At 71.6% G+C, this 15,169-nt stretch carries 11 protein-coding genes and 1 pseudogene; 1 reads left to right on the top strand and 11 read right to left on the bottom strand.

The genetic code is table 11. The features are described 5' to 3' along the window. Positions 1–53: 53 nt before the first annotated feature. The gene (locus tag AWX74_RS08185) at positions 54–1,250 is read left to right on the top strand and encodes a cytochrome P450 (protein ID WP_091273319.1); all 1,197 of its coding nucleotides are present in this window, start codon (positions 54–56) and stop codon (positions 1,248–1,250) included. A 288-nt stretch (positions 1,251–1,538) separates the two neighbouring features. Here the strand turns inward: AWX74_RS08185 and AWX74_RS08180 are convergent, their stop codons facing one another. The 11 genes and pseudogenes from AWX74_RS08180 to AWX74_RS08130 all read right to left on the bottom strand — a co-directional run bounded on the left by AWX74_RS08180 (position 1,539) and on the right by AWX74_RS08130 (position 15,114). Next, complete coding sequence (locus tag AWX74_RS08180) at positions 1,539–2,384, bottom strand: LutC/YkgG family protein (RefSeq protein ID WP_242666136.1); 846 nt, start codon at positions 2,382–2,384, stop codon at positions 1,539–1,541. A 35-nt stretch (positions 2,385–2,419) separates the two neighbouring features. Beyond that, a complete protein-coding gene (locus AWX74_RS08175) occupies positions 2,420–3,955 on the bottom strand; it encodes a LutB/LldF family L-lactate oxidation iron-sulfur protein (RefSeq protein WP_091273315.1) in 1,536 nt (511 codons plus the stop codon). Further along, a complete protein-coding gene (locus AWX74_RS08170; RefSeq protein WP_091273314.1) occupies positions 3,952–4,692 on the bottom strand; it encodes a (Fe-S)-binding protein in 741 nt (246 codons plus the stop codon). The genes AWX74_RS08175 and AWX74_RS08170 overlap by 4 nt, the downstream gene beginning before the upstream one ends. Before the next feature lie 4 nt (positions 4,693–4,696). Continuing rightward, positions 4,697–6,235 carry a rhamnulokinase gene (locus AWX74_RS08165; protein ID WP_091273313.1) on the bottom strand — a complete coding sequence of 513 codons (1,539 nt, stop codon included), beginning with the start codon at positions 6,233–6,235 and terminating at the stop codon, positions 4,697–4,699. Then, positions 6,232–8,274 (bottom strand): bifunctional aldolase/short-chain dehydrogenase, encoded by a 2,043-nt coding sequence (locus AWX74_RS08160; protein WP_091273311.1) that lies wholly within the window; start codon positions 8,272–8,274, stop codon positions 6,232–6,234. Before AWX74_RS08160 ends, AWX74_RS08165 begins: the two co-directional genes overlap by 4 nt. Before the next feature lie 133 nt (positions 8,275–8,407). After that, complete coding sequence (gene rhaI, locus AWX74_RS08155) at positions 8,408–9,568, bottom strand: L-rhamnose isomerase (protein WP_091273308.1); 1,161 nt, start codon at positions 9,566–9,568, stop codon at positions 8,408–8,410. A 2-nt stretch (positions 9,569–9,570) separates the two neighbouring features. Beyond that, on the bottom strand, positions 9,571–9,984 hold the full coding sequence (locus AWX74_RS08150) for an L-rhamnose mutarotase (RefSeq protein ID WP_091273307.1): 414 nt from the start codon (positions 9,982–9,984) through the stop codon (positions 9,571–9,573). Between the two features lie 123 nt (positions 9,985–10,107). Continuing rightward, positions 10,108–11,253: a rhamnose ABC transporter substrate-binding protein gene (rhaS, locus tag AWX74_RS08145; RefSeq protein ID WP_226931140.1), complete on the bottom strand. Its 1,146-nt coding sequence runs from the start codon at positions 11,251–11,253 to the stop codon at positions 10,108–10,110. Between the two features lie 199 nt (positions 11,254–11,452). Then, positions 11,453–12,499 carry an ABC transporter permease gene (locus AWX74_RS08140; protein WP_242666135.1) on the bottom strand — a complete coding sequence of 349 codons (1,047 nt, stop codon included), beginning with the start codon at positions 12,497–12,499 and terminating at the stop codon, positions 11,453–11,455. Next, positions 12,489–13,294: pseudogene (locus AWX74_RS08135) on the bottom strand (ABC transporter permease). Before AWX74_RS08135 ends, AWX74_RS08140 begins: the two are co-directional and overlap by 11 nt. A gap of 224 nt (positions 13,295–13,518) precedes the next feature. Continuing rightward, complete coding sequence (locus AWX74_RS08130) at positions 13,519–15,114, bottom strand: sugar ABC transporter ATP-binding protein (protein ID WP_091273306.1); 1,596 nt, start codon at positions 15,112–15,114, stop codon at positions 13,519–13,521. Positions 15,115–15,169: the final 55 nt, after the last annotated feature.

Below are 15,169 nucleotides of genomic sequence, written 5' to 3'. Positions count from 1 at the left end.
GTCGATGTCCGACATCCACCAAATGCTCAACGCATCAGCAACTGGAGTGGGTTGTGACCAGTACCGTGCCCGTGCCCTCCGCGTGCCCGATCGACCCGGCGCGCGACGACCGCAAGTCGGCGGTGCTGGCAGCACAGCGGGTGCATGCCGATCCCGGGGCGCGGGTCGTCGGCAAATTCGCCTTCGGCCGCGAGATCCTGCGCAGCGGCAGCATGCTGCAGGCCGGAGCCGGCTCCGACCAGATGAAGGCCGCGGGCGAGTTCGCCTCGGTCTTCTTCCTCGACGGCGAGATCCACAAGCGCCGCCGCACCGCGATCGCGCGCTACTTCACCCCCAAGGCCATCAACACCCGCCACCGCCTGGTCATGGAGAAGACGTCCGACGAGCTACTGGGCAAGCTCCAGGCGGCCGGGGGCGGGAACCTCGACGAGCTCAGCTACGAACTCGCCGTCGCGGTCGCCGCGGAGATCGTCGGACTGACGAACAGCGACCAGCGGGCGATGGCGAAGCGCATCCAGGCGACGCTGCTCGGCACCCGGCTGCGGGGCATGCATCCCGCCGTCCGGGTCCCCGCGCAGGCGGTGACCGCCGTGCACGCGCTGCGGTTCTTCCGCAACGACGTGCGCCCGGCGGTCAAGGCGCGGCGGGCGGAGCGGCAGGACGACGTCATCTCGCACCTGCTCGACGAGGGCTACCCGGACAAGCAGATCCTCATCGAATGCATGACCTACGCGGTCGCCGGCATGGTGACCACGCGGGAGTTCATCGTCATGGCGGCCTGGCACCTGTTCGACCACGCCGAGCTGCGCGCCCGGTTCACCGCCGGTGACGAGGCCGAGCAGACCACGATCCTGGAGGAGATCCTCCGACTGGAGCCGGTCGCCGCCATGCTGCACCGGCGCGCCACCGAGGACGTCGAGCTGGGACCCGGCTCCGCCCGCCGCGACGAGGTGCTCGCCGTCGACATCCGGGCCGCGAACGTCGACCCGGAGACCGTCGGCGAATGCCCGTACGCCCTCGACCCGGACCGGGCGAAGCGCATGCGGACGGTCGGCACCTTCATGAGCTTCGGTGACGGCAGCCACCGCTGCCCCGGAGCCCAGGTCGCGATGGCCGAGACCCGGGTGTTCCTCGACCGGCTGTTCCGCCTGCCCGACCTGCGCCTGGTGCAGACCCCCGAGATGACCTGGTGCGACGGGCTGATGAGCTATGAACTGCGCGGCGCGAAGGTGACCTGCGGCAAGGCATGACCGACCGCCGCGAAGGTGATCCGCCCGCAGGAGGCAGGGGCAGGCAGCAGAATCCCGAGCTTCGGATTTTGGCTGCTACCGAGCAAGAGTGGAGGATTTTGGTCGTTCTGGCAGCCAAAATCCTCCACTCTTGCGGATTGCTAAACAGACCTGCGCCCCTTTTGGCTCTCTTGAGGGGAATTGCCGGCGCGGCGCGACGGTGCCTTCCCGGCCCCGTCTATTTCTATTGGCAGTGTTGACTTATATGTACCTCGCGGCTCGCCATCACCGCCGCACGCGCAGCGGATGTCAGCCCCCGAACTCCTGACCGGCGGCCGCGTGGACGATGATGACCTCCAGGGTGCGGGGGCCGTGGACGCCTTCGACCCGGTTGAGCTCGATGTCGCTGGTCGCGCTGGGGCCGCTGATCCAGGTGAGCGGGCGGGTAGCACCGGCGCCGTCCAGGTGGGCGATGGCGTCGGCGACGCTGGCCACGATCTGGTCCTCACGGACCACGACCAGGTGGTAGTCCGGGATCAGGGTGAGCGCGCGGCGCCCCTGGCCGGGGCCACCGTCCAGGACGATCGTCCCGGTCTCGGCGATCGCCAGCACGCAGCCGGTGATGACCCCGTCGGCGGCGTCGAGGTCGCGCACGGACAGCGGCGGGTCGTCGTCGAGCAGCTCGACCCCCTCAGGCAGCTCGGCCAGCTGCGCCAGCTCGGCCAGCCAGGAGGCGGGTAGCCCGGCCGGGCGGACGAGGCGGCGCACCCCCCGTTCGGCGAGGGCCGCGGCGACGGCTCCGGCCACGCTCGGCGGTTCCGCGGAACCGCCCGTGGCGAGCCCCGAGGGGCCGGCGGACGAGGCTGCCGTGGCGGCCGGTAGCCGACGTACCAGTGCGTGGTAGTCGAGGAGGCGGTCTATCAGCACCTGGACCGCGGTGCCCGGGGCGGCGCCGGCAGGCAGGCTCGCGGAGCCCTGGCCGGCCAGCCGGTAGTCACGCGACACCGGCGCCGGATCCGGCCGGTCGCCGAGAGCGGTACGCACCCGAGCCAGAATCTCGGCACGGGCCGCGGCGGTCGGACCGGTCGCGCGGGCCGCAGCGGCCGGACCGCCCAGGCGGGCCGCAGCGACAGGGCCGGTCGGGCCAGCGGGCAAGGCGCCTGATCCGGCGCTCCGGCGGCGCCAAATTCTCATCGGTCACCGCCCTCGGTCCGCCGGGCCCACCGCTCGCGGAAGGTCTCCGCCGGTGGGAGTGGAAGATCCCGGCTGGTGGTCCAGGCGGCGAGTGGCGGCGGGAGCAGCGTGATGCGGCCGCGCCGCCCACCGAGGAACCGGCCCAGCCGGGCCATGCGCAGGGCCACCGACCATCGGCGCGGGGAGGCCATCACCCACGCCGCCGTCCTCATCACCCCCCGTTCGACCGGATGCTCATGCCCCGCCTGCTCCACGGTCTGGCCGCGCAGATGGACCAGCATCGACGGGATGTCGATGGCGACCGGGCAGGCCTCGAGGCAGGCACCGCACAGCGTGGAGGCGTACGGCAGCGACGAGTTGTCGGCGACACCGGTGAGCTGCGGTGAGAGCACCGCCCCGATCGGGCCGGGGTAGATCGACCCGTACGCGTGCCCGCCGGTGCGCTCGTAGACGGGGCAGACGTTCAGGCAGGCCGAGCAGCGGATACACCGCAGCGCCGCCCGCCCGGCCGGGTCGGCGAGGGTGGCGGTCCGCCCGTTGTCGAGCAGGACGAGGTGGAACTCGCGTGGCCCGTCACCGGGGGTGATGCCCGTCCAGAAGGAGGTGTAGGGGTTCATCCGCTCGCCGGTGGACGAGCGGGGCAGCAGCTGCAGGAAGATCTCCAGGTCGCGCCAGGTCGGCACGATCTTCTCCACGCCCATCACGGTGATCAGTGTCTCGGGCAGGGTGAGGCACATCCGGCCGTTGCCCTCGGACTCCACCACTGCCAGGGTTCCGGTCTCGGCGACCGCGAAGTTGGCACCGCTGATCGCGACCCGGGTGCGCAGAAACCGTTCGCGCAGGTGGCCGCGGGCCGCCTCGGCCAGCTCGGCCGGGGAGTCGGTGAGGTCGGGGCTGGCCGGCACACCGCCCGCGGCGCCCATCCGGCGCAGGAAGATCTCGCGGATCTCGGCCCGGTTGCGGTGGATCGCCGGCACCAGGATGTGGCTGGGCCGGTCCTCGCCCAACTGGACTATCAGCTCGGCCAGGTCGGTCTCCCACGCCGAGATGCCCGCCTCGGCGAGCGCCTCGTTGAGGCCGATCTCCTGGGTGGCCATCGACTTGACCTTCACGACCTCCTGCGCGCCGGTGGCGCGGACGAGCCCGGTAACGATCGCATTGGCCTCGTTCGCGTCGCGAGCCCAGTGCACCGTGCCGCCCCGGGCGGTGACCTGCTCCTCCAGCTGGCACAGGTACTGGTCCAGATGGGCGAGGACGTCGTCCTTCACCGCCGCGCCGGCGGCCCGCAGCTCGGCCCAGTCGTCCAGCTCGCCGACGACGGCCGCGCGCTTGCGGCGGATCGTGCCGGTCGCATTGGCGATGTTGCGGCGCAGCTGGGTGTCGGCGAGCGCCCGGCGCGCGGCCTGCGGGAACGGCTCGTCACCGCGCAGCGCGCCGACACCGCGCGGCGCGGTCGGCATGCCGAGAAACGTCGAGGCCGAAGCCGGGGCCGCGGCCGAAGCCGGGGTCGAGGTCGAGGTCGAGGTCTTCATGCCACCTTCGCAGGCTCGCTCGCGAGGATCTCCGCCAGATGCACCGGCCGCACCCCGGCGCGCAGCCGGGACAGCCCGCCGCCGATGTGCATCAGGCAGGAGGAGTCGCCGGCGGTGATGATCTCGGCTCGGGTGTCGAGGATGCCGCGGATCTTGTCGGTGAGCATCGCGGTGGACGTGTCCGGGTTCTTCAGCGCGAACGTGCCCCCGAAGCCGCAGCACGACTCGGCCGCCGGAAGCTCCTCCAGCTGGATGCCCCGCACCGCGCGCAGCAGCCGCAGCGGGGCCTCGCCGACACCGAGCATCCGCAGCGAATGGCACGTCGGGTGGTAGGTGACCCGATGCGGGTAGTGCGCGCCGACATCCGTCACACCCAGGACGTTCACGAGGAACTCGGAGAGCTCGAACGTCCGGGCGGCCAGGTCCGTGGCTGCCGCGGCGAGGGCGGTGTCACCGCGGGCGGCGGCCAGCCCGGCGTACTGGTGCCGGACCGATCCGACGCACGAGCCGCTCGGCGCGACCACCGCCTCGTAGCCCTCGAACGCCGCCACGGTGCGGCGGACCAGGCGCAGCGCGTCGCGCCGGTAGCCGGTGTTGATGTGCATCTGGCCGCAGCAGGTCTGGGCCAGCGGCACCTCGACCTGGTGGCCGAGCCGTTCCAGCACGGCGACGGTGGCCTGGCCGACGTCCGGGAACATGCCGTCCACCAGGCAGGTGACAAGCAACGCGACCCGCATGGACTCAGTCTCCTCCCGGCCGGACCAGCACGGGGGCAGCGGCCGGCGCCGGGCGAGACCGCGCCGGGACGTACCGCGCCGGGCGGGTGGTCCGGCGCACCAGGGCGCGCAGCGCGTCCAGGCTGACGTCACCGCCCCGCCCGCCAGGGCTGCTCAGCGCGCCGTGCGCCCGGGCCTGCACCAGGATGTTGCCGATCGCGGTGGCCTCGGCCGGGCCGGCGAGCACCGGGCGGCCGAGCGCGTCGGCGGTGAGCTGGCACAGCAGCGCGTTGCGCGAGCCGCCGCCGACGATGTGCACGACGTCGACCCGGCGCCCGGACAGCGTCTCGGCGGTTTCGATGGTGCGCGCGTACGCGGCGGCGAGGCTGTCGAGCACGCAGCGGACGGTCTCCGCCGGCGTCACCGGCTCCCGCTGCCCGCTGGCTCTGGCCGCGGCGGCGACGCGGGCCGGCATGTCGCCCGGCGGGAGGAACTGTGGGTCGTCCGGGTCGATGACCGGCCCGCCGGATGCCAGCGCGCCGGCCTGGCCGAGCAGGTCGGCGAGCAGCGCCGGTCTCTGGTCCGCGCGGGGGGCCCACTGGCGTAGGCATTCCTGCAGCATCCACAGGCCCATCACGTTGTGCAGGTAGCGGATGCGGCCGTCCACGCCGGCCTCGTTGGTGAACCCGGCGCGGCGGCTCGCGGTGGTCAGCACCGGCGCGTCGAGCTCGACGCCGACCAGTGACCAGGTGCCGCAGGAGATGTACGCCCAGTTCTCGCCCTCGGCGGGCACGCCGACGACCGCCGAGGCGGTGTCGTGGGAGCCCACCGCGGTGACGGCGGTCGACGTCGGCAGGCCGGTCTGCTCGGCGATCCCCGGACGTAGCCCGCCGATGACCGTGCCCGGGGTGACAAGTGGTGCGAGCAGACCAGGTTCGATACCGGCCAGTCGGGCGAGGGCGGCGGACCAGGTCTGGTCACGGACGTCGAGCAGGCCGGTGGTGGACGCGTTGGTCAGCTCGGCGACCTGGGCACCGGTCAGCCAGTACCCGAACAGGTCCGGGACGAGCAGCAGCCGGGCGGCTCCGGCCAGGGCTGCCGAGGTGCGGGGGCCGGGTTTCCCGGCACCGACCCCCGCACCGGCCTCGGCGGCGAGCTGGTAAAGCGTGGTGAAAGGCAGGAACTGCAGCCCGTTGGCGCGGTACAGCTCGTCGGGGTCGCTGGCGGCGTGCACCGCGGCGATGACCGCCGGGCTCGTCCGGGCGTCCCGGTAGTGGTACGGGAGCCCGAGCAGCCGCCCGGCCGGGTCAAGAAGACCGTAGTCCACCGCCCAGGAGTCGATCGCGACGGAGCGGGGAACGTCACCCGCCGCCGCCACCGCACGCAGGCCCTCGACCACCTCCGAGTACAGATGGCCGAGGTCCCAGTGCAGTCCGTCCGGCAGCGCCAGCGGCGTGTTCGGGAAGCGGTGTGCCTCGGTCAGGTCAAGCCGGTCGGGACCCACCCGGGCGGTGAGCACCCGGCCGCCGGACGCGCCGATGTCGACCGCCGCGACCAGTGTCATCGGAGGAACGCCGCGGCGACGCCGGCGTCGACGGGGATGTGCAGGCCGGTGGTCTGGGCGAGGTCGCCGCCGGTGAGGGCGAAGACGGCCGCCGCGACGTGGTCCGGCAGGACCTCCCGCTTGAGCAGGGTGCGCTGGGCGTAGAAGGCGCCGAGCTCCTCCTCGGGCACCCCGTAGACGGCGGCCCGCTTCGCGCCCCAGCCGCCGGCGAAGATGCCGGAACCGCGGACGACTCCGTCCGGGTTGACGCCGTTGACCCGGATGCCGTGCTCGCCCAGCTCGGCGGCCAGCAGCCGCACCTGGTGGGCCTGGTCGGCCTTGGCGGAGCTGTAGGCGATGTTGTTCGGCCCGGCGAACACGCTGTTCTTGCTGGCGATGTAGACGATGTCGCCGCCGGTGCCCTGGGCGATCAGGGTGCGGGCGGCGCGCTGGGAGACCAGGAAGGAGCCGCGGGCCATCACGTCGTGCTGCAGGTCCCAGTCGGTGACGGTCGTCTCCAGCAGCGGCTTCGAGATCGACAGGCCGGCGTTGTTCACCACGATGTCGACACCGCCGAAGGCCAGGGCGCCGGCGGCGAAGGCCTCGTCGATCTGGTCGGGGCTGGTCACATCGGCGGTCACCCACACCGCCCGGTCGGAGGTGCCGATCTCGGCGGCGACCTTCTCGGCGGCGCTGCCGTCACGGTCCGCGACGACCACGCAGGCGCCCTCGGCGGCCAGCCGGTGCGCGATAGCCCGGCCGATGCCCGAGCCGCCGCCGGTGACGAACGCGACCCGGGTGGCCAGCGGGCGCGGCTTCGGTCGCCGGGCCAGCTTCGCCTCCTCCAGCGACCAGTACTCGATGCGGAACTTCTCGGCCTCGCCGATGGGCGCGTAGGTGGAGATGGCCTCCGCGCCACGCATCACGTTGATCGCGTTGACGTAGAACTCGCCGGCGACCCGGGCCGTCTGCGCGTCGGCGCCGAAGGAGAACATGCCGATGCCGGGGACGAGCACGATCGCCGGGTCGGCACCGCGCATCGCCGGGCTGTCGCCGGTGGCGTGCCGCTCGTAGTAGGCGCGGTAGTCCTCCCGGTAGGCGGTGTGCAGCTCCCCCAGCCGGGCGATGACGACGTCGAGCGGGGCGTCGGGCGCGGTGTCGAGCACCAGCGGGCGGACCTTGGTGCGCAGGAAGTGGTCCGGGCAGGAGGTGCCGAGGGCCGCCAGGGCCGGGTGCCGGTCGTGGGCGAGGAAGTCCAGCACGACGTCGGTGTCGGTGAAGCGGCCGATCTGGTGGCGGTCGGTGCTGGCCAGGCCGCGGATCACCGGGGCGAGCTCGGCGGCGCGGCGGCGGCGCTCGGCCGGTGCCAGCGCGGCGAAGGCGGGCACCGGCGCGCCGAACGGCGCCGCCCTGCCTCGCTCGGCGATGAAGCGGGTCGCCGTCTCGATGATCTCCAGCGAGTTCGCCTCACAGGTCTCGGAGGTCGGCCCCCACGCCGTGATGCCGTGCCCGCCGAGGATCGCGCCGATCGCCTGCGGGTTGTCCCTGGCGATCGCCGAGATGTCGAGGCCGAGCTGGAAGCCCGGGCGGCGCCAGGGGACCCAGACCACCCGGTCACCGAAGCACTCGCGGGTGAGGCGTTCGCCGTCGGCGGCCGTGGCCAGCGCGATTCCGGCGTCCGGGTGCAGGTGGTCGACGTGCGCGGCCTCGACGAGCCCGTGCATGGCGGTGTCGATCGACGGTGCGGCGCCGCCCCGCCCGTGCAGGCAGAAGTCGAACGCGGCGACCATCTCGTCTTCGTGCTCCTCGCCCGGGTAGACGTCCACCAGAGCGCGCAGCCGGTCGAGGCGCAGGACGGCGAGGCCGTCCTCGACGAGGGTGCCGAGGTCTCCCCCGGAGCCCTTCACCCACATCAGCTCGACGGGGCCGCCGGTGACCGGGTCGGTCGCGGCCCCCTTCGCGGAGGTGTTCCCGCCGGCGTAGTTGGTGTTCCGGGGGTCGGAGCCGAGCCGGTTCGACCGTTCCAGCAGGTCGGCGACCACGTCGGCGTGCTCACTCATGATCTTCGGGTTCCCTCCGCCAGGCGGCGGCTGGGCGGGTGACCCGCCGCCGCACCACCAGAATATGAAACGTTTCATGAGCGCTTTCGGTCAAGCGCCTGCGATCGGTTTCCTTGGGTCAGATCAGATCAGGTCAGGCGTTCCAGCCGGCCTGCTGGCCGCCCACCCGCTCGGCGACGACGCGCTCGCCGTAACCGGACCGCCGGTAGGCGCCGACCGGGTCGGGGTCCAGGCCGTCCTCCGTGCGCAGCTCGGCGAGCAGCGGGCGGACGTCGGTGTTGTAGGCGTCCATCAGCACCGCATTCGCGCCCAGAACGTCGCCTTCCAGCTGGGCGGCGCGCAGCGCGTCCCGGTCCACCAGAAGCGCCTTGGCGGTCGCTTCCTGGACGTTCAGAACAGAGCGGATCACCGCCGGGACCTTCGCCTCGATGTTGTGGCACTGGTCGAGCATGAAAGCGATGCCGCTCGACAATGCATCAGCCCGGACGATCTCGTACATGATGCGGAAGAGCTGGAACGGGTCCGCCGCGCCCGCCATCAGGTCGTCGTCGGCGTAGAAGCGGGAGTTGAAGTCGAAAGCGCCCAGCCGACCGGCCCGCAGCAGGAAGGCGACGATGAACTCGATGTTCGTGCCCGGCGCGTGGTGGCCGGTGTCGATGCAGACCGTGGCGCGCGGGCCGAGCTCCACACAGTGCGCGTACGAGGTTCCCCAGTCGGGGACGTCGGTCGCATAGAAGGCCGGTTCGAACAGCTTGTACTCCAGCAGCATCCGCTGGTGCGGGCCAAGCCGGTCGTACACCTCGCGCAGCGCCTCGGCGAGGCGGTCCTGTCGGTCGCGCAGGTCGTCCTGGCCGGGGTAGTTGATGCCGTCGGAGAACCACAGTTTCAGGTCCCGGGAGCCGGTGGCATCCATGATGTCGACGCAGTCGAGCAGGTGCCGCACCGCCTTGCGCCGAACCCGGGGATCCGGGTTGGTGACGCTGCCGAGCTTGTAGTCGTCGTCCTGGAAGACGTTCGAGTTGATCGCCCCGAGCCGAACCCCCTGGTCGTGCGCGTGTTTCGCCAGCTCGGTGAAGTCGTCCACCCGGTCCCAGGGGATGTGCAGGGCGACGCTGGGAGCGGAGCCGGTGAACCGGTGCACCTGCGCGGCGTCGGCGATCTTCTCCTGGGGCGTCCGCGGCACACCGGCCTGGGCGAAGACCTTGAACCTCGTCCCGGAGTTCCCGTACGCCCAGGACGGCGTCTCGATCTCCAGCGACCGCAGTGCGGCCTTCACATTCGCCGGGTTCGACATGGTCAGCACTTTCCTTGCGTCAGGGACATCAGTCGGGCGGTCGAGTCGGGAGCGTCGGGGGTTTCGGGAGCGTCGGGTGTTTCCAGGGGGTTGGTGGAGTCGAGGTGGAAGACCTCCGGAACGAGCTGCATCGCCTCGTCGGGCATATCCGTGCCGAGCTCGACGAAGAAATCAGCCATCTCGGCCTGCCAGCGGGCGTTGACCTCGCTCGCCGCCATCCGGGCCTGGGCCAGGGCCAGGTCGTCCGTCTCGACATAGCCGATGAGCAGGCCGTCCGGGCGGAGGAAAAGCGAGTAGTTGTGCCATCCGGCGGCGCTCAGTGCCGCGCGCATCTCGGGCCAGACGGCGCTGTGCCGGCGCGTGTATTCGGCCGTCCGTTCTGGTTTCACCTGCAGGCAGAAGCAGTAGCGACGCACTGGCGCAGCCTCCTTGGACGATCCGGGTTCCGCCGGGCCGAGAGGGCGGGCGGCCGAGCGGCCGGGCAGGGGCCGGCGCAGGGCAGGCTCACCGGCCCGGCGGAACCTGGGGCTCGGCGTGCCTCAGAAGTCGAAGTCGCCGATGTTGGTCGAATCGAAGATCGTCGGCAGGCCGAGAACGATCTCGCCCTTTGCGCCGATCGTGTACTTGCCGAGCCGACCAGCTTGGAACGTTTCACCTTCGGCGCCGGTGATCTGGCCGGACGCGAGCGCGACGCCGGCGTACGCGGCGAGGTAGCCGATGTCAGCCGGGTTCCACAGCGCGAACTGCTTGACCGTGCCGTCGTTGACGTACTGGCGCATCTGGTTCGGCGTGCCGAGACCGGTGATCACGACCTTGTCCTTGTAGGACGAGGTGCTCACATAACGCGCCGCGGCGGCGATACCGACGGTCGTCGGCGACACGATCGCCTTGAGGTTCGGGTACGACTGCAGCAGGCCCTGGGTCTGCTGGAACGAGGTCTGGTCGTCGTCGTTGCCGTAGGCGATCTTCACGAGCTTGATCTTGCTGTTCTCCGGCTTGGCCAGCTCGGTCTTCATCACGTCGATCCAGGCGTTCTGGTTCGTCGCGTTCGGCGTGGCGGAGAGCACCGCGATCTCGCCCTCGCCGCCGATCTGCTCGCTGGTCATCTTCACCAGGGTCTGGCCGATGCCCTCGGCGGTCGCCTGGTTGATGAAGACGTCCCGGCAGTCGGCCGAGGCGTCGGAGTCGAACGCCACGATCTTGATGCCGCTGTCGCGGGCCTGCTTCAGCGACGGGCAGACCGCGTTCGGGTCGTTCGCCGCGATCGCGATGACGTCCTGCTGCTGCTGGATCAGGGTGTTGATGTAGCTGACCTGCGACGACGCGGAGGCGTCGTTCGGGCCGACCAGCTTGTACTCGCCCTTGAGCTCGCCCAGGGCCTCCTTGCCGCCACCGGTCTCGATGTCCGAGTACGGGTTGTTGAGCTGCTTGGGCAGGAAGGCCATCCGGACGTCCGACTTCAGCTCGGCGTTCGGGTTGGCGGTCGCGGCGCTGCCACCGGCTGAGGTGGCCTCGCTGTCGTCCTTCGACGTGCCGCCACAGGCAGCTAACGCGACGGCCAGCACGGCCACCGCCGCGCTCAGGACCACCGCCCGTGACCTGCGGACGCCGCTGACGCCGCCGGCCGACGTCCGGCGACGCGACCGGAACCGGGACGACTCCGGTGACATGGATTCCTCTGACATGAGCTGTTGTCCCTTTTCTCAGTGAGGGAGCCGCGGACTGCGAACTCCGGAAGATCTGCGGGTCGCTCGGGCCGTCGGGGGCCGCCAGGGCTGTCGGGGAGCCGCTCGGGCTACCGGGGAGCGGCGGCCAGGGGCGGGCTGCCCGTTGGGTGGCTGTGCCGGCGCCGGAACCGGTCGGTGCCGGTGCGGACGGCCTGGGTCACGTTGGGCAGCAGGACGGAGGCGACGAGCAACGCGCCGACGACGATGTTGAGGGCCTCGTTGGAGACGTCCGACAGGCGCAGTGCGTTCTGGAGCGAGGCGAGCAGGACCACCCCGCCCAGCACACCCGGCAACGTTCCGCGCCCGCCGAAGATGGAGACCCCCCGAGCAGGACCGCGGCGACGACCGCCAGCTCCAGCCCCGAGCCGTTGTCGGCCCGTGCGCTGGAGTAGCGCAGCGTCCACAGCACACCGGCCAGGCCGGCGACCGCGCCGGTGGCGACGTACAGCCAGAACTTCAGCATCGGGATGCGGACACCGGCGAACCGGGCCGCCTGCTCCCCCGCACCGGCGGCGAACGTCCAGCGGCCGATCGGGGTCGCGTGCAGGAGCACGCCGAAGACCACAGCAAGCGCCACGATGATGATCGCGACGTTGGGTATCGACGTGCCGTCGATGGTCCCGGTGACCCATGAGGTGTAGCTCGACGGGAAGTCCGCGACCGCGGTGTCACCGAGCACCACGAACGCGAGGCCCCGGTAGAGGGCGAGCGTGCCGATGGTGACGGCCAGCGACGGCAGCCCGAGCGCGGTGACGAACAGGCCGTTCACCGCCCCGAGCGCCGCGCCCAGCAGTACGCACAGCGGGATGATGGTCTCGATGGTCAGGCCCTGGTTCCACAGGTAGCCCATCACCGCGCTGCTCAGGCCGAGCACGCTGGCCACCGAAAGGTCGATCTCCCCGGTGGCGATGACGAAGGTCATGGGCAGTGCGATCAGCGCGATCGGCAGCAGGTCGAGGACCAGGAAGGTGAAGTTCCGAGACGACCCGAAGTTGTCGACGAACACCGAGGCGAGCACGATGACGAGCGCGGCGAGCGCGATCACCGCCACGTCCCAGCCGGCGAGCCGGGCGAGCACCGCGGTAACCGGACGCACCGGGCCGCCCGGACGCACCGCACGTTCCGCACGCTCCGGCGCACCGGGCCGCCCGGGCCCGGAGGCGCCGGCGGACACGGGCACGTCGGCGGACACGTCAGCGGACATTCGAGCCCTCCTTCTTCAGCGCCGCCGCGACCCGCAGGGCGATCAGCCGGTCGATCCCGATGGCGAGCAGGATCAGCGCCCCGACGATGGCCTGCTGCCAGAACTGGTTGATGTTGAGGACGGCGAGCGCGCTGCTGATCGTGGTCAGCAGGAGCGCGCCCAGCGCGGCGCCCCAGACGGTGCCGACGCCGCCGGCGACGGCGACACCGCCGACGACCGCCGCGGCCACCACGTTCAGCTCGTAGCCGTTGCCGGCGGAGGCGTCGATCGTGCCGAACCGGGCGGCGAACAGGACTCCGGCGAGCCCGGCCAGGGTGCCGCTGACGACGAAGGCGCCGAGCAGCCGCCGGCCGACCGGGATGCCGGCCAGCCGTGCCCCCGGCGGCGAGGAGCCCATCGCGTAGAGCTGCCGGCCGACCGGGTAGTTCCGCAGGACCACACCGACGACCACCATCACGATCAACGCGATGACGACGAGGTACGGCACACCGAGCAGGCTCGCCGTCCCCAGCTTCAGGAACCCGCCGGGGAGCTCGTCGGCGTAGATCTGCTCGCCGTCGGCCCACAGGTAGGCGACACCGCGGAACATGTACAGCGTGCCGAGGGTGACGACCAGCGCCGGAACGTTGCCGAACCGGACGAGCAGCCCGTTGATGACGCGCAGCAGGCACCGACCGCCATCCCGAGCACGAGCACGACCGGCAGCCCGGGATGGTCGGAGAGCACCGTCCCGGCCGCGTAGGCGGACAGGCCCAGGATGGACCCGACCGACAGGTCGACACTTCGGGTGATCATGACCACCGTCTGGCCGACGGCGAGCACGGCCACGATCGCCGCGCCGAGCAGGATGTCCCGGATGCTCTGGGAGTGCACGAACGCCGGGCGCACCCCGGCCGTCACCGCGACCAGCACGGCGAGCGCGAAGACGATGCTGATCTCCCGGGCGGTCAGCACCCTGCGCAGCGCCGACCGCCGGGCGGCGGTCCGCCCGATCCGCGGATGAATGTCCTGCATGGTGGTCACCGCGAAACCTCCAGCTCCGGTGCCGGTTCCGATTTCCCCGTCGCTGCCGAAGCCGCCGTCGCCGCCGAAGCCGCTGTGGCCGCCGGCTGCGGCCCCTGGCCGACCGCGGCGAACATCACCGACTCCTCGGTGGCCTCGTCCCGGTCGAGCTCCCGTACCAGGCGACCCTCGCGCATGACCAGCACCCGGTCGGCCAGGCTGAGCACCTCGGGCAGTTCGGAGGAGACCACGACAACGGCCACACCGTCAGCGGCAAGCCCGGAGATCAGCCGGTGGACCTCGGCCTTGGTCCCGACGTCGATACCGCGGGTGGGCTCGTCGATGATCAGTACCCGGGGCATCGTCGCGAGCCACTTGGCGAGCACGACCTTCTGCTGGTTGCCACCGGAGAGCGTCGACACCGCGTCACTGAGCCGGTGGTACTTGGTCTGCAGCCGGGTGGTCCACTCCTCGGCCGAACGCCGCTCGGCTCCGCCGAGCAGCAGGCCCACCCGGGCGAGCGAGCCGGCCCGCGGCAAGGTGACGTTGCGCTGGATGGAGGCGTCCATGACCAGCCCCTGCAGGCGGTGGTCCTCCGGGACGAGCGCGAGCCCGGCGGCCATCGCGGCCCGCGGCGAGTTCGGCCGCAGCCGCTGACCGCCCACCCGGACGGTGCCGCGATCGCGACGGTCGACGCCGAAGACGGCCTGCACCACCTCGGACCGGCCCGAACCGACCAGACCGGCGAGCGCCACGATCTCCCCCGACCGGACGGTGAACGACACGTCCTCGAAGACACCGTCCCGGCCGAGCCCCTCGACCTGCAGCATGACCTCGCCGGGGGCGGCGGTCCGCTGTGGGTGCAGGGCCGACAGGTCGCGGCCGACCATGCGCCGCACGATCTCGTCGACGTCGAGGTCGGCCATCAGATCGGTGGACACGTGCTGGCCGTCGCGCATCACCGTCACCCGCGCGCACAGCGCGGTGATCTCCTCGAAGCGGTGCGAGATGAAGACGATGGCCGTCCCCTGCTCCAGCAGTGACCGGGCGACGGCGAACAGGCGCTCGACCTCGACGCTGGTCAGCGCGGCGGTCGGCTCGTCCATCACCAGCACGCGGGTGTCCATCGACAACGCCTTGGCGATCTCGACGATCTGCTGGTCCGCGATCGAGAGCCCACGGGCCGGCCGGGCCGGGTCGATCTCGACGCCGAGGCGGGCGAACAGGTCGGCGGCGGTGCGCGCGGCCCGGTGGCGGTCGATCATCCCGAACCGGCCGCGCGGCGGACGGGTCATGGCGATGTTCTCGGCGACCGAGAGGTCCGGGAACAGCGTCGGCTCCTGGTAGATGACCGCGATCCCGGCGGCCCTCGCGTCAGCCGGTGACCGCAGGTCGAGCGGCTGCCCGGCCAGGTCGATCGAACCGGTGTCGGGGCGGTGCACGCCCGCGAGCATCTTGACGATCGTCGACTTGCCGGCCCCGTTCTCACCGACCAGGGCGTGCGCCTCGCCGGCGTAGACAGGGATGGACACGTCGCGGACAGCCGCGACCGCGCCGAACGACTTGCTGACGTTGTGGACGTGCAGCAACGGACCCGTCGAGTCGGGAGGCATCTTTCCCCCGGTTAGTGAAAGGTTTCAAAGCGGTTGCTGCAAGCTAGCTGTAGTG

This window comes from Parafrankia irregularis (genome assembly GCF_001536285.1).
GTDB lineage: Bacteria > Actinomycetota > Actinomycetes > Frankiales > Frankiaceae > Parafrankia > Parafrankia irregularis.
Note: the sequence above shows the minus strand (reverse complement) of the source record. Positions and strands in the feature narration are given on the sequence as shown.